The sequence below is a fragment of the Streptococcus parasuis genome (assembly GCF_021654455.1).
Lineage (GTDB): Bacteria > Bacillota > Bacilli > Lactobacillales > Streptococcaceae > Streptococcus > Streptococcus parasuis.
The window spans coordinates 822,101-841,661 of the sequence record NZ_AP024276.1; the positions used below are offsets into that span (position 1 = coordinate 822,101).

A 19,561-nucleotide genomic window follows, 5' to 3' on the forward strand; every position below is an offset into this window, starting at 1 on the left:
CCATAACCTACAAAGGAGAAAATCGTGGATATTATTTTATCAAGTATTTCGCAAGGCTTGCTTTGGTCAGTCATGGCGATTGGTGTTTACTTGACTTTTCGTATTTTGGATATTGCTGATATGACAGCAGAGGGATCTTATCCCCTTGGAGCTGCTGTTTGTGCAACAGGAATTGTAAATGGTCTAAACCCTCTACTTGCAACTTTTCTTGCAATGATAGCTGGTATGGGAGCTGGATTAATTTCTGGTTTACTCCACACAAAGTTAAAAATTCCTGCTCTCTTGACAGGTATTGTCACCTTGACAGGTCTTTATTCGATTAACTTGAAAATATTAGGTAAGGCCAATGTGGCTTTGCTTAAGCAGGAGACCTTGGTCACTCAATTGCAGGATTTTGGTTTGACTAAAACGAATGCTGTACTGGTGATTGGTATCATCTTTGTTTTAGCAGTTGTCGGAGTGTTAACGCTTTTACTCAATACACAAATTGGTTTGGCTATTCGTTCAACAGGGGATAATATTCCAATGAGTGAAGCAAATGGCATTAACGTAGACAGAATGAAAATCTATGGCTATATGATGTCAAATGGGTTAATTGCTCTCTGTGGTGCCTTGTTGACCCAAAATAATGGTTATGCAGATCTTAACTCTGGTACGGGTACTATCGTTATCGGTTTGGCATCTGTCATTATTGCTGAAGTCATATTACGGAATCTCCGATTAGGTTGGAGATTGCTGTCAGTTGTGCTGGGTGCAGTCGTATACCGCTTGATTATCCTTGCGATTTTGGAAATACCTGGGATGGATGCAGACCTTGTTAAACTCTTCTCTGCAATCCTATTGGCAACTGTACTTTATGTTCCTGAATTGCAGAAGAAACTCAATATTCGTCGTCCCAAATTAAATGGACATGCTTAGGAGGAAATAATGACAACAATTTTATCAATAGAAAATATTCATAAAACCTTCGAAGCAGGGACTGTCAATGAAAATCATGTTCTTCGTGGGTTAAGCTTAGATGTGAAAGAAGGAGACTTTATCTCTATTATCGGTGGTAATGGTGCTGGTAAGTCAACATTTATGAACTCACTTGCTGGAGCACTAACAGTTGACTCGGGTGATATTTTACTTGAAGGGAAATCCATCAAGCATGTCTCAGCTGCAAAACGTTCTAAGGACATTAGCCGTGTTTTCCAAGATCCGAAGATGGGAACTGCTTCTCGCCTAACTATTGAAGAAAACATGGCCATTGCTTATCGTCGCGGATTATCACGTGGTCTCGGTTGGGGTGTAAAAGATAGTGAACGTGCTATTTTTAAGGAAGCATTGAAAGAGCTTGGTCTGGGATTGGAAAACCGTATGAAAGTTGATACTCAATTTCTTTCAGGTGGCCAACGTCAAGCTTTGACCTTGATGATGGCTTCACTTGTTAAGCCCAAGGTACTCTTGCTAGATGAACATACGGCTGCCCTTGATCCAAAAACCAGTGATATGGTAATGGAATTGACGAAGAAAATCGTTGAAGGACACCAATTAACGGCGTTGATGATTACGCACAATATGGAAAACGCTATTGCATATGGCAATCGATTGGTGATGTTACATCGTGGTCAAATCGTTGTTGATGTTGAGGGGGAAGAGAAGAAGAACTTAACTGTTCAAGACTTGATGGATCTTTTCTACCAGAATAGTGGCGAAAAATTGACTGATGATGATATGATATTGTAAAAATAGGCTACTGAGTTTATTGCTTCAACTCAGTAGCCTTTTGTCATATAATCTATTGCAAGAATTCTCTCATTTCTTCTAATGGAATTTGATGGATTGCAGCCTGTCCAAGCTGTGGCACGATAACAAGCTTAATAGTTTTTCCTCTTGCTTTCTTATCGTGAGTTAAGGCTGTATATAATTCCTCGCTATTCCAAGGTTGATGTGCAGTTGGCAAACCAAATTTCTCACACATAGCGATAATTTTTTCAGTTATACCTGCTGGCATTAAACCTTTTTTCTCAGAAGCACGTGAGATTTGAACCATTCCGATAGCGACAGCTTCACCGTGCATGACTTGACCATAGCCAGCGGTAGCTTCAATCGCATGACCGATTGTGTGACCAAAGTTTAGATATAAGCGGACTCCATTGTCCAACTCATCTTCGACTACAACCTTGCGTTTAACTTCGCAGGAGTGGTAGATGATATAGTCGGCATTCTCCAAAATACTTTCTACAGAGCCATCTAATCGGTCAAGTGTATCCCAGAGTTCCACATCATCAATCAAGCCATATTTAACGACTTCGCCCATTCCTTCAATCAATTCACGTTTGCCAAGTGTTTTTAGGGTATTAGGGTCAATGAGGACACCATCAGGTTGGCAGAAGCTACCGACCATATTCTTAGCGAATGGTGTGTTCACGCCAGTTTTCCCACCAATTGAAGAATCAACTTGGGCAGTTAGACTCGTTGGAACCTGGAGAAAATGGATACCCCGCATATAAGTCGAGGCAACGTAGCCAGCTAAATCTCCAACCACACCACCACCAAGAGCTAAAATTCCATCACTCCGTGTCATCCCATTTTTTACGAGAAATTCGTAGGCTTGATAAACAGTTTCAAGATTTTTTGATGCTTCACCTTCTGGAAATTCAAATACAATGGTATCAAAACCAGCTTGTTCTAAACTAGCTTGGACCGTTTGACCATACAGTCTACCAACCAGGTCATCTGTAATGATGGCAATTTTTTGAGGGTTCCAGAGTTCTTTGACCCAGGAACCAACCTGCGACAAGCTACCTCTTTCAATGAGGATGTCATATGGATTGTGGGGAAGGTTAACAGTTAGTTTCATACCCGTTCCTCTCTATTTGATATCGTATTTCTGTACTAATTGTTGCCAAATCAAATCTGTCGGCATTTCTTTTCCCGTCCAGAGTTCAAAGGCTTCCGCTGCTTGAAAGAGTAGCATACCCAGACCGTTGATGGTGGGATTTCCTTGTGAATTTGCCATTTTCAATAAAGGTGTTTCAAATGGTTGATATATCACATCCGCAACCAATAGTTCCTCTGGAAAACCAATGGTAGCTGGGAGTGGTAGGGAAGTGCCATCCATTCCCACACTGGTTCCATTGATGAGTAAGTCTGAATTGTTTATGTGCTCTGCGAGTAACTGGCTATCATTGTTGGGGAGTACTTGTAGAGAAACTCCAGTAGATTGTGCAATAGTTTGGACTGTTACAACTGTTCTTTCCACACTTTGTGGGCGACAAAAAATAGTGATTTCCTTTGCGCCATCTATTGCAGCTTGGGCGATAATGGCAGTTGAAGCACCACCTCCACCTAAGATTGTCAGCCGTTTGTTTCGTACATGGAATTCTCTAAGAGTTTCCAAACTTTTGAAAAATCCGATGCCGTCTGTATTGTGACCAATAAGCAGGCCGTCTTGATGAAGAACAGTATTAACGGCCCCTATCAAGCGAGCAGACTCTGTTAAATCATCTAGGTAGGGTATTACAGCCTGTTTATAAGGCATGGAAAGATTAATTCCAAACATGTTATATCGTTTGATATTTTCAAGTGTGACTGCTAGATCATCTTCCGGAATTTCCCATGCTAGGTAGACTCCATTTACACCCGTTTCTTCAAAAGCAAGATTGTGGATGAAGGGTGAAATGGAATGTTTTATTGGCTTTGCAACTACAGCTGCAAGGCGAGTATATCCATCAATATTCACAAAATGCCTCCAATTCTAATCATTCTTGCTTTGCAATTATAAAATAATTATAGTGTCTGATGAATTTCACGGATGAGTTCTTCGGTTTTTTCCCATCCCAAGCAAGGATCAGTGATGGACTTCCCATAGACTTCAGGGCTATCTTGACGGCCGTCTTCTAAGTAGGATTCAATCATGAAACCACGGACGTATTTACGAATGGATTCGTTCCAATCACGATTAATAAGCGTTTGGCGAACGATGCGAATTTGCTCCAAGTAATTTTTACCAGAATTATCATGGTTGGTATCGATGACAATGAATGGATTTTCAAGACCAAATTGCTCATATTGCTTGATGGTTTTCAAAAGAATGTCATAGTAGTAGTTCGGCTCATAACCACCTTTTTCAGTATTGGCACCGCGAAGAATAGCGTGGGCAAGTGGATTACCGTCCGTATCAACTTCGGCATCTCGGTAGATAAAATTTTGTTTATTTTGTGCAGCATAGATACCATTGAACATGACAGTCAAATTGCCTGAAGTCGGGTTTTTCATGCCTGTAGGCATATCGATTCCAGAAGCAACGAAACGGTGTTCTTGGTCTTCGACGGAGCGAGCTCCGATAGCATGATAAGATACCAAATCTTCTACCAAAGGATAATTTGCAGAATAGAGCATTTCGTCCGCCGTTGTCAAACCTGTCTCAGTAATAACACGGTAATGCAGATGACGTACAGCAGCAATACCATTAATTAAATCAGGTAATTTAGACGTATCTGGTTGATGCATCAAACCCTTGTATCCTTCACCATTTGTACGCGGTTTTGCAGTATAGACTCGCATAACGATAAAGATTTTATCTTTAACCTCTTCCTGGAGTTTTGACAAACGGTTTGCATAATCTAAAACAGCATCTTCATTATCAGAAGAGCAAGGTCCGATGACGAGGAGAAGACGTTGATCTTCACCCCTAATCACTCGTTTTAGTTCTTCATCACGCTGGTTTTTTGCTACTAAAAAGTCGCCTTCAAGTTTTGAAAGTTCTTTAACTTGTTCGATATCAATACTAGTACTTTTTCTATGTATTCCCATCATTATTTCCTATCTATTATATATTTCTCGGATTAATTCTTGTGTTTTTTCCCAACCTAAACATGGATCAGTGATTGATTTTCCATAAATGTCTGGATTGTCCTGACGACCGTCCTCAATATAGGATTCAATCATAAATCCACGGACATAGTTACGGATGGACTCGTTCCAGTCTCGGTTAATCAAGGTTTGGCGTACGATTCGTATTTGTTCTAAATAGTTTTTACCAGAGTTATCATGGTTTGTGTCAATCAAAATGAATGGATTTTTTAATCCGAATTGTTGATAAATCTCAATCGTTTCCAAAAGGTTATCATAGTAGTAGTTCGGCAGGTATTTTCCATTTTCGTTCACTGCACCGCGGAGAATGACATGGGCAAGTGGGTTACCAGAAGTTTCAACCTCTGTGTTGTTGAAAAGGAAAGATTGTTTCTTCTGAGCTGCAAAAATTCCATTAAACATGACTTTCAGGTTGCCCGAAGTTGGATTTTTAAAGCCTGTTGGAACATCAATACCAGAAGCAACAAAGCGGTGTTGCTGGTTTTCAACAGAGCGAGCACCAATCGCAATATAGGAAACTAGATCATCTACAAGTGGTAGATTTTCAGGATACAGCATTTCGTCAGCAGTCGTTAAACCAGTTTCCGTAATCACACGATAGTGCAGGTTACGAACGGCTTTAATACCATTAATAAGACTAGGGGCGGCATCTGTATCAGGTTGATGCATGAGTCCCTTGTAGCCATCCCCATTAGTACGTGGCTTGGCAGTATATACACGCATGACCATGAAGATTTTATCCTTGACTTCCTCTTGGAGTTTTGCCAAGCGATGCGCATAATCAAGGACAGCTTCCTCATTATCAGATGAACATGGACCGATGACCAATAATAGACGATCGTCTTCACCTTTGAGAATTGCTTCGAGCTCACGGTCTCGTGCTTGTTTTTTTGCCAGTGTTTCAGGTGATAATTTAGAATGTTCCCGAACCTGGTCGATATTAATTTTTTCGCTGATTGGTGTAAACAATAGATCTTCCTCTTTCATTAGTAGATTTCCTAATTATATCATTATTCTGACGATTTTTAAATATAGATTAGTGAATTTACGGTAAATTTACAGCAAATTCAGAATATTTCTTTTCTAGATTATGAAAATCTGAGATACTGACCGATTTTGGATTGATTTCGAAATGAAGGTTTAAAACATGTAGTTTGGTAAACGATGTCTAAAACCGATAAAAATAGACTTGATTAGCTTCTATAAATACATTTTAACGTTTGTTTTAAATCACGAATAATCGTATTTTTCCTACAAATTGTCAAAAAAATCAGAAAATATTCTGTAAATATGGTAAAATGGGAATGAAACTATTTTGAGGTAAGGATATGAGATTAAGAAGCAATGTAGAACATTTAAAGGGGACCATTCGTGTTCCAGGTGATAAATCAATTAGTCATCGTTCGATTATTTTTGGTAGCTTGGCTAAGGGTGTCACAACAGTTCATGATATTCTTCGAGGAGAAGATGTCCTATCAACTATGCAAGTTTTCCGTGATCTTGGAGTTGAAATAGAAGATAAAGGGGACACTGTAGAGATTCATGGTGTTGGTTTTGATGGCTTTCAGGCTCCCAAAAATGATTTGGACATGGGAAATTCGGGAACATCGATTCGCTTGATATCAGGTGTTTTAGCTGGTCAGGACTTCGAGGCAACCATGTTTGGTGATGATTCTCTGTCCAAACGTCCAATGGATCGTGTAACTGTCCCACTCAGTCAAATGGGTGTGGAGATTTCAGGACAAACTGACCGTGATTTGCCACCTTTAACAATAAAAGGTAGTAAGCATTTAAAACCGATTCATTACAAACTTCCTGTAGCATCAGCTCAAGTTAAGTCAGCTCTGCTATTTGCTGCCTTACAGGCAGAAGGGGAATCCGTCATCGTTGAAAAGGAATTGACGCGAAATCATACGGAAGATATGATTGTTCAATTTGGTGGGCAATTGGATGTTCATGGAAAAGAAATTCGCATTCAAGGTGGTCAGGAGTTTACAGCGCAAGAAATCACAGTTCCTGGTGACATTTCAAGTGCAGCATTCTGGTTGGTTGCTGGTTTGGTTGTTCCAGGATCAAAGATTACACTAGAAAATGTTGGTATTAATGAGACGCGTACAGGAATTTTAGATGTCATTAAGGCCATGGGCGGGATAATGACCTTGTCGAATGTTGATGAACTCGCTAAATCTGCCACCATTACAGTTGAATATTCAGACCTACATGCCACAGAAATTGGTGGTGAATTAATTCCACGTTTAATAGATGAACTGCCTATCATTGCCTTATTAGCAACTCAAGCAAATGGTACAACTGTGATTCAGGATGCTGAAGAACTCAAGGTTAAAGAAACAGATCGAATTCAAGTAGTCGCGGACGCTTTGAATAGCATGGGTGCGAATATTGAGCCGACTGAGGATGGTATGATTATTCATGGACCAACATCTTTACATGGTGCTACAGTCAATACCTTTGGTGATCATCGTATTGGTATGATGACAGCTATTGCGGCATTATTGGCTAAAAATGGAGAAGTCGAATTAGAGAGAGCGGAAGCGATCAATACAAGCTACCCAGCTTTCTTTGAACACTTAAATAGTTTGATTGATTAGGAGTAAATATGCCAATCGTATTACTAGGATTTATGGGAGTTGGGAAAACTACAACTGCCAGTTTGTTAGAACTCCCAGTCTATGATATGGACCAGATCATAGAGGAACGGATTGGTATGTCAATCGCTGATTATTTTAGTCTGAAGGGAGAAACTGCCTTTCGCAAGATTGAGACCGAGGTGCTAAAAGAATTATTAACACTACCAGCAGATTGCATTATTTCAACGGGTGGTGGTGTTGTAAAATCTGAAGTAAACAGGAAGTTATTGCTGGAAAATAAGGATAATAATGTACTTCTTACAGCCTCCTTTGAGGTTGCTTATCAGAGAATTAGCATGGATGATCAATCTCTAAGGCCTCTCTTTTTGCAACATAGCAAAGATGAATTTAAAGCCATTTATCAAGAACGGATGTCACTTTATCAAGGATTGGCAACAACAGTTATTGATACAGATCATGTACGTCCAGAACAAGTAGCAAGGAAAATTCTATGCAAGTAGCCTATTTGGGACCTCGAGGTTCCTTCACCCATCAAGTTGCCCAGGAGGCATTTCCAACTGCTGATTTGAAGGCTTTCGGAACGATTACAGAAGTGATTAAAGCTTATGAAAATGGACAAGTTACCTATTCCGTCATTCCAGTAGAAAACTCGATTGAAGGAAGTGTTCATGAGACCATAGACTATCTTTTTCATCAGGCAGAAATACATGCAGTTGCGGAAATTGTTCAGCCAATTGCTCAGCAGTTATTGGCAACCAATGCACATAAATCAATCGAAGTGATTTATTCCCATCCTCAAGCTATTGCTCAGGGGAAAAAATACATTCAGGAGCATTTTCCTCAGGCTCGGATTGAAGTAACAGCAAGCACTGCTTACGCAGCTCGATTTGTCGCTGAACATGCGGACCAACCTTTCGCAGCCATTGCACCTCATGCTGCTGCAGATGAGTATGGTTTGGTGGTGATTGGACAAGATATCCAGGAAATTAGTGAAAACTTTACCCGGTTTTGGATCTTGGGAACAGTAGCTCCAGATGTACAGTTGAGAAAGGTGGCACAAAAAGTTAGCTTAGCACTGACCTTGCCAGATAATTTACCGGGTGCCCTCTATAAGGCAATGTCTGTTTTTTCATGGCGCGGGATTAACCTGACAAAAATAGAAAGTCGTCCTTTAAAAACAGCACTGGGAGAGTATTTTTTCATATTAGATATTGATCATCAATCCGATGAATTGCTAGCTTATTCACAAGATGAATTGACTAGTTTAGGAATATCATGTAAAATACTAGGGAATTACCTGGTTTATATGACCAGCTAGGATGAAATGAGACAAATGAATAATAATGATAGTATCCTAACCCATCATGAACAATTGAGGTTAGATTATTTACAAAAAAATATCCACTATTTAAACGAAAAAGAGAGTCGTGAATTAGAATATTTACTGTATAAAAAAGAGCTTAGAGAACGTCATGCATCTTCTCAACAACCAAAGCCACGTCATGTAGCATCTGCTTATGAGGATGACTTTGAGAGTGATTATTTTGATGATGATATTGAACAGGAGGCTATCCTACCTCAGTATCCTGAACGTAGATCAAGAAGCAGAAAGCAGCCCCATAAGCGGATACAACCAGAAAAATCAGTACCTAAAATCAAGTTAAAAAAACAGAAAAAACCTAGAAAACGCGGTCGGTTGAAACGAATTTTCTTTTATTTGATTTTGGCTCTGCTGTTCATAATTGGAGCGATGGGCTATAATTTTTTCAAAGGTATGAATAGCGTTAGCGAGAAACCAGTTGCCGAAGTATTTAATGGTGTAAAGACTACTGATGGAACAAACATCCTGATTTTGGGGACTGATGGGCGCCTCGGTGAAAATTCTGGTGAAACCCGTACCGATACCATAATGGTCTTGAACGTCAATAATAAGGACAATAAGGTTAAACTCGTCAGTTTCATGCGTGATACCTTGGTGGATATTGATGGTTACGAATACAAGTTAAATAACGCCTATACCCTAGGTGAGCAAGATAATCAACAGGGTGCTGAACAAGTACGTAAGACCTTAAAGGATAATTTTGACATTGATATTCAATATTATGCAATGGTTGATTTTGCAACATTTGCTACCACAATTGATACGCTTTTCCCTGAGGGAGTTACAATAGACGCACAGTTCTCTACAATTGATGGAGAAGAAGTCAGTTCTGTTGAAGTTCCTAATGACTTAGGACTTGAGGAGAACGCACCTGCCTACCAGACTATTCAAGTAGGTGTGCAACAGATGGACGGAAAAACACTTTTAAACTATGCCCGTTATCGTTACGATGATGAGGGGGACTATGGTCGAACCAGACGTCAGCAGCAGGTGTTGTCAGCCATCATGTCACAGGCAAAAAATCCAATGAAACTATTTTCTGGTTCTGAGGCAATCGGGAAAGTAGTCGCAATGACGCCTACAACAGTTCCACAAAGTTTTATGTGGTTACAAGGTCCTAGCATTGTTTTAGATGCCGCAAATGGTATTGAACGAATGACCATCCCTGAAAATGGAGACTGGATTGATGATTATGATATGTTTGGTGGTATGGCTTTACGAATTGATCTTGACAAATATCAACAACGCTTAGCAGAATTGGGCTTGCGTTAGGAAATATGGTATACTAGAAGTGACTTCGGTCACTTTTTTAGTGCCCAAAATAGAAAGTAGAACTATGTTTAAGAAAAATGATATTGTTGAAGTAGAAATTATTGACCTGACCCATGAGGGACAAGGTGTCGCAAAATTAGACGGCTTCGTCTTTTTTATAGACAATGCTCTACCGGGTGAAATTATTCGGATGAAAATTTTAAAACTGAAGAAAAATATTGGGTTTGGTAAGGTGGAAGAATGGCTGAGCTTTTCACCAAATCGCAATCAGAGCCTTGATTTGACCTATTTAAGAACAGGTATTGCTGATTTGGGGCATTTGAATTATGCTGCTCAACTTGAATTTAAAAGAAAGCAAGTTGAAACTAGTTTGAGAAAGATTGCAGGTATCTCAAATATTGAGGTGAACGATACAATCGGGATGGATCATCCTGTGGCTTACCGTAACAAGGCAGCTGTGCCTGTTCGTCGTGTCAACGGCCAATTAGAAACAGGTTTTTTCCGGAAAAATTCTCACGATTTAGTGCCAATTGAAGATTTTTATATCCAGCACAAGGACATTGATTCCTTGATTTTGGCTACTCGTAATCTTATGCGTCAATTGGATTTAAAACCTTACGATGAAATAGAACAAACAGGTCTGGTCAGAAATATTGTCGTTCGTCGTGGCCATTATTCAGGGCAGTTGATGCTAGTTTTAGTTACGACTCGTCCGAAGATTTTCCGTGTTGAAACCCTTATTGAGCGTTTGACAAGCCAATTTCCAAATCTTGTTTCTATCGTTCAGAATATTAATGACCAGAATACCAATGCTATATTCGGTCAAGAATTCCGTCTTTTGCATGGCAGTGAAACTATTGCAGATACCATGCTGGGCAATGAATTTGAAATTTCTGCACCGTCTTTCTATCAAGTCAATACAGAAATGGCAGAAAAACTCTATCAGACCGCCATTGACTTTGCAGAATTGTCGGCAGATGATGTTGTGATTGATGCCTATTCCGGAATCGGGACGATCGGTCTATCTTTTGCAAGACAAGTCCAGCATGTCTATGGAGTGGAAGTGGTTGAAAAGGCTGTCCTTGATAGCCAGAAGAATGCTGCTCGAAATGGGATTGACAATGTTACCTACGTCTGTGATAGCGCTGAATCGGCTATGAAAAAATGGGTGGCAGATGGAGTAAAACCAACTGTGATTTTTGTCGACCCACCACGAAAAGGTTTGACGGATAGTTTTATTCGTGCCAGTGCATCTGTTGAGTCTGAAAAAATTGTCTACATTTCCTGTAATGTAGCCACGATGGCGCGTGATGTAAAGCTCTATGAAGAGTTAGGGTATCGATTAACCAAAGTACAGCCGACGGATTTATTTCCGAATACGCATCATATAGAAGTAGTCGGTTTGTTAGAAAAATGCATTTAGGTTGTCCAGCTTGCTTACCTGTTTTCCGGCAAGCTGCTTCAGCAGAGGATTTGTTTTCACACATTGAAGGGAATTCAGACGATGTGATAGATACTCCGAATGAAACAAAGGATTATAAAATTACCATTGATTACAAAAAGAGTCCACATCGTGTTATCGGAGGAAGCTATGATAAAAATGGTCTTCCGGAGGACTTTGCGGATTTTGCAGAGACGGTATTTGAGTTTATAAGATTTTATGGATTGGGAGAGGTTCTCGATCCATCGGTTTACGGCAAGGCAAAACGCCGCAAATCGGAATACATTTTTTGCAGCGTTACCTTTGATGTTGGATACAAGAGTTATTATTATCTGACGGACGATGACAGCATCGAGATTGGTGATTTTGTTCTCGTTCCGGCTGGAAAGGATAATTATGAGGCTGTTGTAGAGGTAGTGAACATCGAATACTTCAGGGAAGAAAATGTGCCACTGCCTATCGAGAAAACAAAGAGAATCATCCGTAAGTGTACGGACGAGGATTTTGAACTTCCTGTTGAATAGGCGAAACTTTGAATTTTCTGTTTTGATAAAGGCGGATATTTTGTCCGTCTTTTTCTATGTACGACGGGCATGTCGTACATCTGAGGTGAAAGTCCTCCGTGGACACCCGCTACCGGTGAACCCCAAAGCGACTCCCAAGCCTGACTATCGTGAGGTAGCGGGGAGAGGAAGGGATAGCGAAATCGTGGCTCTACGAACAGAAACGTGATAACAAGGCGTATATAGGGGATGAGGGGGCATACAACTCTAAAGTCCAAAAAGGTAGTCGTAACCTATAGACGTAAATCACGAGAGTAAACGAGGAAAGATGTACGACTTATCCCGTGAGGTCTCATGAGCGTCAAAGACGTAGTAACAACGAATCATGAGAAGTCAGCCGAGGCCATAGTAGCGATGAAACTTCTGTAATAGAGGTGGAGCGAAGGGCTGAATATTTCAACAGTCAGGGGAGTGACTGTTGAAAGTTTGACATTGAAAATAAAGGCTGTCAAACCGAAGTATACCTACTTCACTTGTGTCTGTAAAACTAGCGGTCTGATAGAACTGGGTGCGGTCACGTATTGACTAGAGGAAAGTTCACCAATATAAGACGTCCCTCAGACACCGAAACAAGAAAGGAATACGCACATGTCACAGTTACTAGATAATATCCTATCTCGGTCCAATATGCTTGAAGCCTACAATCAAGTTAGAGCCAATAAAGGTTCAGCAGGAATTGACGGCGTAACTATTGACGAAATAGATGACTATCTCCGCAAACACTGGCGTTCAACTAAAGAACTCATAAAGCAGAGGAAGTACAAACCTCAGCCAGTCTTACGAGTTGAAATTCCCAAACCTAACGGCGGAGACCGTCAGTTAGGTATCCCAACGGTCATGGATAGAATGATACAACAAGCTATTGTCCAAGTCATTAGTCCTATTTGTGAACCCTATTTCTCTGAGAGGAGTTACGGATTCAGACCCAATCGGTCATGCGAACAAGCTATTATCCAGTTATTAGAATACCTTAATGACGGTTATGAGTGGATAGTAGACATAGACCTGGAGAAGTTCTTTGATACCGTTCCTCAAGATAGACTGATGTCGCTTGTTCATAACATTATCCAAGATGGAGATACAGAATCTTTAATTCGTAAGTACCTTCATTCAGGTGTAGTCATCAACGGACAACGGTATAAAACACTAGTTGGAACTCCACAGGGAGGAAACCTATCACCGCTCCTGTCCAATATCATGCTTAATGAGCTAGATAAAGAGTTGGAAAATCGTGGACTTCGCTTCGTTCGCTACGCAGATGACTGCGTCATCACAGTCGGTAGTGAGGCGGCGGCTAAACGTGTGATGCATTCAATTAGTCGTTATATTGAAAAACGATTAGGTTTGAAAGTCAACATGACCAAGACCAAGATTGTGAGACCGAGCAAATTAAAGTACCTAGGATTTGGGTTCTGGAAATCATCTGAGGGCTGGAAAAGTCGTCCGCATCAGGATAGCGTACAGAGTTTCAAGAGAAAACTCAAGAAACTAACGGCCCGTAAGTGGAGTATTGACTTAGACAGCCGAATTGAGCGACTAAACTGGGTCATCCGAGGTTGGATAAACTACTTTTCTATGACGAACATGAAATCAGTCATGGAAAGCATTGATGAACGACTAAGAACTCGAATAAGAGTTATTATCTGGAAACAATGGAAGAAGAAATCTAGGCGATTATGGGGACTTCTCAAATTAGGAGTACCGAAGTGGATAGCGGATAAAGTATCTGGCTGGGGAGACCATTATCAATTAGTGGCTCAGAGGTCTGTACTGAAACGTGCCATATCAAAACCAGTCCTCGCTAAACGTGGACTGGTTTCTTGCCTAGATTATTATCTAAAACGACATGCGTTAAAAGTTAGTTGAACCGCCGTGTGCCGAACGGCACGCACGGTGGTGTGAGAGGGACTAGAAATTAGTCCCTACTCGATTGACAAAGAAAAGGTAATGTGTTATCTTGAAAAAGTAACATATTACCTATTGGAGGGCGTAATGAATTTACAGGAAGTAATCAGAAGTGATAAAGTGAATTTTACAGGCATTGAATCATCATATTTTCTTTTAGGCTTGCTAAGTGCCTTTGAGAACAGATTTCAGACAATGGCGGATAGTACTATGAAGGAAATTAGCTGGAAACAGTTTTTTGCAATCATATGTATCAACTTATGCAAAACTCCTCCTACAGTTAAGGAGTTAGCGGAAATCATGGGTAGCTCTCATCAGAATGTAAAGCAGATCCTCTTGAAACTGGAGAAGAAGGGCTTTGTAAGTATTTCTGTGGATGAGCAGGATAAGAGAAAACAACGCATTGAACTTACTGATTATTGCCAAGAGTTTTGTGAGAAAAACGATGAAATGAGTAGGGCTCTTTTGAAGAGAATGTTTGCGGGAGTGTCTGAGGAACAGTTACAGACTACTATACAGACCATTATACAAATTGAAGATAATTTAAAGGAGATTCGAAATTATGAGTAGAGGTATTATTCTATATCAATCTAAATATGGAGCAACGAAAAAGTATGTAGATTGGTTAGTGGAGGAACTTGGCTATGATTATGCAGAAACTAAGAATTCTAAAGCTGCTAATTTGCTGAATTATGATGTTATCATTCTAGGTGGAGGTGTTTATGCTTCTGGTATTGCAGGGCTGCAATTCTTAAGGAAAAATATAGGGCAGTTGACAGATAAGAAGATTGTAGTATTTGCAGTTGGTGCTTCTCCATATGATGAGAAAGCAATACAACAGGTAAGGGAGTTGCATTTTAAAGATACACTTAGTAATATTCCATTGTTCTATTGTCGTGGAGCATGGGATGAAGAGAAAATGAAGTTTACGGATAGAACTATTTGCAAGATGTTACAGAAAGCAGTTGCAAAGCAAAATCCAAACGAATATGAACCTTGGCAAAAAGCATTGATGTGTGCAGTGGGGCAAAAGTGTGATTGGACAGATAAGTCGTATTTAGAACCATTGTTGAAGTACATTGAAGAATTATAGTTTTGGAGGTCTATACGAAAAAGTATGTGTTTGCATTTTTGATTTGGGTTATGATTATACCGATTGAAATATTAAATGGGGGATTTCGAGAATACGTACTCGTTAATCTTGGTGTGTTAGCACGCCCGCTAAGTGGAATTATTTTAAGTGTATGCATTTTTATTGTTGCCTATCTGCTAGTACCTAAAATAAAGAACTGTGTGAAAAGAGATTATATTATATTCGGCATAATGTGGTTTATACTGACAAATTTATTTGATTTATCATCATACATCAAAGCTGGAGATGGATTTGCAGGTTTATTACAATCATATAATATTTTTACAGGAAATCTATGGTTGTTGGTAGTATTATCAGCATTATTTTCACCTATTATTGTGATGAAAATAAAAGAAAAGAAATAAGGTGAAAATTTCAGTTTTATTGATATATTCCCGCAAACGGCACGAACAAGAAAAAGACTGTGGACTTGTTCCCTTAAACGGGAAAATAGCAAAGACATTCTGCATACCCAGACGAGCCATATAGAAGTAGTCGGTTTGTTAGAAAAACGCATTTAGGTTGTCCAGCTTGCTTACCTGTTTTCCGGCAAGCTGCTTCAAAGGTCCACTGGACCTTTGAACTCCCAAATACGCATCACGTCGAGTGTGTTGCTCTGCTCGTAAAAGCCTAGAAACCTTGGAACGAAAGGGATACTGAAAAGCCTTGATTGCAAGGCTTTTTGCTTTATGGTGGGGAAGTATCAGAGTAAGGAAATTTTTGGAATGAGTAGAAGTGATAGCTAGAAATTATACTCATTTAATTTTTTGAAATAATTTACGATATTGTTTTGGAGTTTGATTCATCTGTTTTCTAAATTGCTTGATATAGTATGAATCACTTTCATATCCGCAATCTAGTGCAATTTCAATCATATATTTATTTGTTTGCTCTAATAAATATATGGATTTGTGTATTCTATATTGGTTTAAATACTGAAAGATAGTTTGACCTGTTCTTTCCTTGAAATACTTGCATAATGTGGCACAGATTAGTAATGGAATATCTAATCCTGTCGTTGCCGGAATTATATACTGGCTGATAAGATTATTGATTTGCGGTGGCTGTCTGGTGGGTGCAGAAATACTTTTAGCATTCATCGGGATAAAGATTGCCGGGCTATATAAGAAATACTGCTGGGATATGATTACAATACTGGTAACACTTATAAGCATGGCAATAGCAATCTATTTTGGAGATTGGATAAAGACAGTATTGCCGATCAATCTGCTATTTTTCTTATTATTCGTGCAACTGGTATCTGTTGGAATCAGGTGGTATGTAAAAGGCTGGCGGGAAACAAGGGGATATTATTAAAAATCCGATTGCAAACAAACAATTATATATATGTGCTTAATCACACCTCTTTGTATTTTAATAAAATCCTACAAAAGCTTTGAAAACAAAGGATTCATTGTAATGTGTTCGCTTTATCCCTTTATATGATTTCACACTATATTCCCCTTGCCCTGACTGCTCATAATGGCAAAAGCAAGGGCTGGAAAATCGCATAACGCAATACAACAAAGTGTAGCAATTGTGATATTATGAACGAAGAAATCATCTTTGCAAAGAAGTCAATAAGGCTGAATGAATTAATCTCTGCCCCTTATTGACTTTCAGGTGGGCTTCAATTATAATTAAATCAACCGATTTAAAACAAGCGATTTAGTAAAAGGAGAGATAAAGAGTATGCCACCAAAAGCAAAATTTACAAAAGCAGAAATTATTGAAGCTGCATTAAATATTGTTAGGGCAGACGGATATGAGGCTTTGACTTCAAGAGCGTTAGGAACATACCTCGGTAGTTCGGCAAGACCCATTTTTACTGTATTTAAAAATATGGAGGAGGTTCAGCAGGATATGATTAAATCTGCTAAAGCTCTGTATAAAGAATATGTCAATAAAGGACTAACAGCAGAGCCCCCGTTTAAAGGGGTGGGTACACAATATATTCTCTTCGCTGTTAATGAGCCTAAGCTTTTTCAACTCCTCTTTATGACGGAGCAAAAACAAATTCCTGACTTATCAGGTGTACTTCCGCTGATAGATGAAAGTTATGAGCAAATTCTATTGTCAATTCAAGATGATTACAAAATTTGCAAGGCATCTGGGAAAAAACTGTATCATCATCTTTGGATATATACACACGGAATTGCAACGCTTTGTGCCACAAAAATGTGCCGATTTACAGACGAAGAAATCAGTACAATGATTACTGAGGTATGTATGAGTATTTTGAAAAAGCTGAAGGAAGGAGAAAATAATGATTAAAGCGAGAAATATAATAAAATCCTACCGAAACGGAGAAAGCCGATTCCAAGTATTAAAGGACATCAGTCTTGATATTAAGGATAATGATTTTGTGGTTATTCTCGGCGCATCTGGTTCTGGCAAGTCAACCTTTTTGAATGTAATTTCAGGTCTTGAACACCCTGACAGCGGTAAAGTGTTTTATGACGGAAAGGATATTACAGCACTTTCTGATAATGAATTAACTTCATTTCGTAAGGAAAATGTCGGATTTATTTTTCAGCAGTATTATTTGCTACCTAATTTGAGCGTTGATAAAAATGTAAAAATGGGTGCTGATTTAGCAAATAATAAAGATTATAAAAATGTCATTAGGGCGGTTGGACTCGGAGAAAAACTACATAAATATCCCAGCGAACTTTCGGGTGGCGAACAGCAAAGAGTATCTATTGCAAGAGCTTTGGCAAAAAAACCAAGAGTATTATTTCTTGACGAACCGACAGGAGCATTAGACGAACAAACAGGACGACAGGTTCTTGATTATATATGTAAACTTCAAAAGGATTATGATTTTACAATAGTAATGGTAACACACAATTTAAATATTGCGGAAATGGCAAACACAGTTATAAAAATGAATAGCGGAAAAATATCTGAAATTTACACAAATGAAGCACAAAAGACCGCTTATGAGATAGGGTGGTGATGGTATGCTTGTTGGAATAAAAAATGTTTCAAAACTCATCGGTATTTCCATTATAGCCAGTTGTGCTGTCCTTGTTTGTACAATGTTTCTGAACTTTTATTTTGATGTTCGATTAATTGAGAGTGAAATCACATCTGAATTATCAATGTTTTTTTATAATGCTCAGGTTTCTATGGCAAAAGTCGTTTGCCTTGTAAGTGGCGGATGCTTGCTTTTAACTGAGATTGTTATGTTGTTGTTTTATATTAAGCATTATATTGACATGCATAAGAAGGAACTTGGGATATTAAAGGCATTGGGATATTCAAATATCAAAATTGCAAAAAGCTTTTGGGTATTCGGAATTAGTATATTTATTGGGACTGTAATCGGATATGCAGGAGCATTTCTTATAATGCCGTGGTTTTATGCTCTACAAAATGAAGATAAAATGCTTCCTGAGATAACTATCAATTTTCATCCAAGCATTTTATTTTATTTTGTGGTATTGCCGACTGTTTGTTTTTCGGCACTTTCAGTTTATTATGCCTGGTACAAATTCAAAAAACCTGTGTTGCTGCTTTTGAAAGATAATACGCAAACTGCTTCTAAAACACAAAATCATAGAATCGAAAAAAGCAGTGAATTGTCGTTTGTAGAGTATTTGAAAAGGAATACCTTGAAATCTAAAAAGGCACTTGTATTCTTCATTATTTTTGCTTCATTTTGCTTTTCAGCTATGACACAAATGTCGTTTAGTATGAAAGATTTATCAAGTGAAATGATGGGTGTGATGATGTTGGTCATCGGACTTGTATTAGCGTTTACAACTCTGTTTCTTGCTATAACTACAGTAATAAACGGAAATACAAAAACTATTGCTATGATGAGAGTATTCGGCTATTCACAGAAAGAATGTTGCAGGGCAATTTTAGGAGGATACAGACCGCTGTCTTATATTGGTTTTATAATCGGAACAGTATATCAGTATGGATTGCTTCGGCTTATGGTGGATATTGTATTTAAGGATGTCGCGGGTGTACCTACGTATAAATTTGACTTTCCAACTATGCTTATTTCTCTTGCTTGTTTTATCACGATTTATGAAATTATGATGTATATATATTCTGAAAAAATTAAGAAGATTTCTATCAAGGAAATTATGATTGAGTAACAGGGGAAAATACATACAAACAAAATGGATACAATGCCCTGTCTGGTGCAATAAAAACTGAACAATGATACTGGAAAATACCAAATTTAAAAGTTTCATCTGCATTGTCAGAAGTGAAAAAATATAGAATAATAGGGACAAATAAATCTAAAAGGGTTATTTGTCCCTTATTTATATTATGGCTTCGAGCCAGTTTTTCTCGTAGAGAAAAACAAGAAAACCACCAGCTATGCTGGTGGCTGACAAGGCTTTGAGCTTCCATTTCTTTTTCCTGTTATAATCTAAG

General features: G+C 38.8%; 22 protein-coding genes. 16 read left to right on the forward strand and 6 right to left on the reverse strand.

What is annotated here, in order from left to right; genetic code table 11:
- Window positions 1–24 precede the first annotated feature (24 nt).
- Window positions 25–918: an ABC transporter permease gene (locus L6410_RS04170; RefSeq protein WP_024392749.1), complete on the forward strand. Its 894-nt coding sequence runs from the start codon at window positions 25–27 to the stop codon at window positions 916–918.
- Between the two features lie 9 nt (window positions 919–927).
- The gene (locus L6410_RS04175; RefSeq protein WP_024396220.1) at window positions 928–1,728 is read left to right on the forward strand and encodes an ABC transporter ATP-binding protein; all 801 of its coding nucleotides are present in this window, start codon (window positions 928–930) and stop codon (window positions 1,726–1,728) included.
- 52 nt (window positions 1,729–1,780) lie between these two features.
- Here L6410_RS04175 and aroB read toward each other — a convergent pair whose 3' ends face one another.
- The 4 genes from aroB to L6410_RS04195 are packed head-to-tail and all read right to left on the reverse strand — an operon-like array spanning window position 1,781 to window position 5,847.
- Window positions 1,781–2,845, reverse strand: a complete 1,065-nt coding sequence (gene aroB, locus L6410_RS04180; RefSeq protein WP_024392751.1) for a 3-dehydroquinate synthase — start codon at window positions 2,843–2,845, stop codon at window positions 1,781–1,783.
- 12 nt (window positions 2,846–2,857) lie between these two features.
- Entirely contained in the window at window positions 2,858–3,727 is an 870-nt protein-coding gene (locus L6410_RS04185) for a shikimate dehydrogenase (protein ID WP_237396257.1), read from the reverse strand.
- A 47-nt stretch (window positions 3,728–3,774) separates the two neighbouring features.
- The gene (locus L6410_RS04190; protein ID WP_237396683.1) at window positions 3,775–4,800 is read right to left on the reverse strand and encodes a 3-deoxy-7-phosphoheptulonate synthase; all 1,026 of its coding nucleotides are present in this window, start codon (window positions 4,798–4,800) and stop codon (window positions 3,775–3,777) included.
- Between the two features lie 9 nt (window positions 4,801–4,809).
- Entirely contained in the window at window positions 4,810–5,847 is a 1,038-nt protein-coding gene (locus L6410_RS04195) for a 3-deoxy-7-phosphoheptulonate synthase (protein ID WP_024403539.1), read from the reverse strand.
- Between the two features lie 341 nt (window positions 5,848–6,188).
- Here L6410_RS04195 and aroA point away from each other — a divergent pair, with 341 nt between their 5' ends.
- The 10 genes from aroA to L6410_RS04245 all read left to right on the forward strand — a co-directional run bounded on the left by aroA (window position 6,189) and on the right by L6410_RS04245 (window position 15,528).
- A complete protein-coding gene (gene aroA, locus L6410_RS04200; RefSeq protein WP_237396258.1) occupies window positions 6,189–7,469 on the forward strand; it encodes a 3-phosphoshikimate 1-carboxyvinyltransferase in 1,281 nt (426 codons plus the stop codon).
- An 8-nt stretch (window positions 7,470–7,477) separates the two neighbouring features.
- Complete coding sequence (locus tag L6410_RS04205) at window positions 7,478–7,969, forward strand: shikimate kinase (protein ID WP_237396259.1); 492 nt, start codon at window positions 7,478–7,480, stop codon at window positions 7,967–7,969.
- The gene (gene pheA, locus L6410_RS04210; protein ID WP_237396261.1) at window positions 7,960–8,787 is read left to right on the forward strand and encodes a prephenate dehydratase; all 828 of its coding nucleotides are present in this window, start codon (window positions 7,960–7,962) and stop codon (window positions 8,785–8,787) included. The genes L6410_RS04205 and pheA overlap by 10 nt, the downstream gene beginning before the upstream one ends.
- Before the next feature lie 15 nt (window positions 8,788–8,802).
- The gene (locus L6410_RS04215; RefSeq protein ID WP_237396269.1) at window positions 8,803–10,122 is read left to right on the forward strand and encodes an LCP family protein; all 1,320 of its coding nucleotides are present in this window, start codon (window positions 8,803–8,805) and stop codon (window positions 10,120–10,122) included.
- A 64-nt stretch (window positions 10,123–10,186) separates the two neighbouring features.
- Window positions 10,187–11,545, forward strand: coding sequence for a 23S rRNA (uracil(1939)-C(5))-methyltransferase RlmD (gene rlmD / locus L6410_RS04220; protein ID WP_237396271.1), 1,359 nt, complete (start codon window positions 10,187–10,189; stop codon window positions 11,543–11,545).
- Window positions 11,546–11,595: 50 nt separating this feature from the next.
- Window positions 11,596–12,087, forward strand: coding sequence for a hypothetical protein (locus tag L6410_RS04225; protein WP_237396281.1), 492 nt, complete (start codon window positions 11,596–11,598; stop codon window positions 12,085–12,087).
- A 627-nt stretch (window positions 12,088–12,714) separates the two neighbouring features.
- On the forward strand, window positions 12,715–13,992 hold the full coding sequence (gene ltrA / locus L6410_RS04230) for a group II intron reverse transcriptase/maturase (protein WP_172006496.1): 1,278 nt from the start codon (window positions 12,715–12,717) through the stop codon (window positions 13,990–13,992).
- A gap of 126 nt (window positions 13,993–14,118) precedes the next feature.
- Complete coding sequence (locus L6410_RS04235; protein ID WP_172090073.1) at window positions 14,119–14,601, forward strand: MarR family winged helix-turn-helix transcriptional regulator; 483 nt, start codon at window positions 14,119–14,121, stop codon at window positions 14,599–14,601.
- Window positions 14,594–15,124: a flavodoxin domain-containing protein gene (locus L6410_RS04240; protein ID WP_237396289.1), complete on the forward strand. Its 531-nt coding sequence runs from the start codon at window positions 14,594–14,596 to the stop codon at window positions 15,122–15,124. The genes L6410_RS04235 and L6410_RS04240 overlap by 8 nt, the downstream gene beginning before the upstream one ends.
- Window positions 15,125–15,174: 50 nt before the next feature.
- Entirely contained in the window at window positions 15,175–15,528 is a 354-nt protein-coding gene (locus L6410_RS04245; RefSeq protein ID WP_172090071.1) for a hypothetical protein, read from the forward strand.
- A gap of 390 nt (window positions 15,529–15,918) precedes the next feature.
- Here L6410_RS04245 and L6410_RS11080 read toward each other — a convergent pair whose 3' ends face one another.
- A complete protein-coding gene (locus L6410_RS11080) occupies window positions 15,919–16,263 on the reverse strand; it encodes a helix-turn-helix domain-containing protein (RefSeq protein WP_172090070.1) in 345 nt (114 codons plus the stop codon).
- On the opposite strand from L6410_RS11080, the gene L6410_RS04250 reads away from it, so the two are divergent.
- The 4 genes from L6410_RS04250 to L6410_RS04265 all read left to right on the forward strand — a co-directional run bounded on the left by L6410_RS04250 (window position 16,145) and on the right by L6410_RS04265 (window position 19,275).
- Window positions 16,145–16,480 (forward strand): DUF6040 family protein, encoded by a 336-nt coding sequence (locus L6410_RS04250; RefSeq protein WP_237396291.1) that lies wholly within the window; start codon window positions 16,145–16,147, stop codon window positions 16,478–16,480. The two genes, L6410_RS11080 and L6410_RS04250, sit on opposite strands and share 119 nt — an antisense overlap.
- A gap of 375 nt (window positions 16,481–16,855) precedes the next feature.
- The gene (locus L6410_RS04255; protein ID WP_237396292.1) at window positions 16,856–17,437 is read left to right on the forward strand and encodes a TetR/AcrR family transcriptional regulator; all 582 of its coding nucleotides are present in this window, start codon (window positions 16,856–16,858) and stop codon (window positions 17,435–17,437) included.
- Window positions 17,430–18,122, forward strand: coding sequence for an ABC transporter ATP-binding protein (locus L6410_RS04260; protein ID WP_172089185.1), 693 nt, complete (start codon window positions 17,430–17,432; stop codon window positions 18,120–18,122). The genes L6410_RS04255 and L6410_RS04260 overlap by 8 nt, the downstream gene beginning before the upstream one ends.
- 4 nt (window positions 18,123–18,126) lie before the next feature.
- Window positions 18,127–19,275, forward strand: coding sequence for an FtsX-like permease family protein (locus L6410_RS04265; RefSeq protein ID WP_172089186.1), 1,149 nt, complete (start codon window positions 18,127–18,129; stop codon window positions 19,273–19,275).
- On the opposite strand, the gene L6410_RS04270 is transcribed toward L6410_RS04265, so the two are convergent.
- Window positions 19,262–19,537 (reverse strand): hypothetical protein, encoded by a 276-nt coding sequence (locus L6410_RS04270; protein ID WP_237396295.1) that lies wholly within the window; start codon window positions 19,535–19,537, stop codon window positions 19,262–19,264. The two genes, L6410_RS04265 and L6410_RS04270, sit on opposite strands and share 14 nt — an antisense overlap.
- Between the last annotated feature and the right edge of the window lie 24 nt (window positions 19,538–19,561).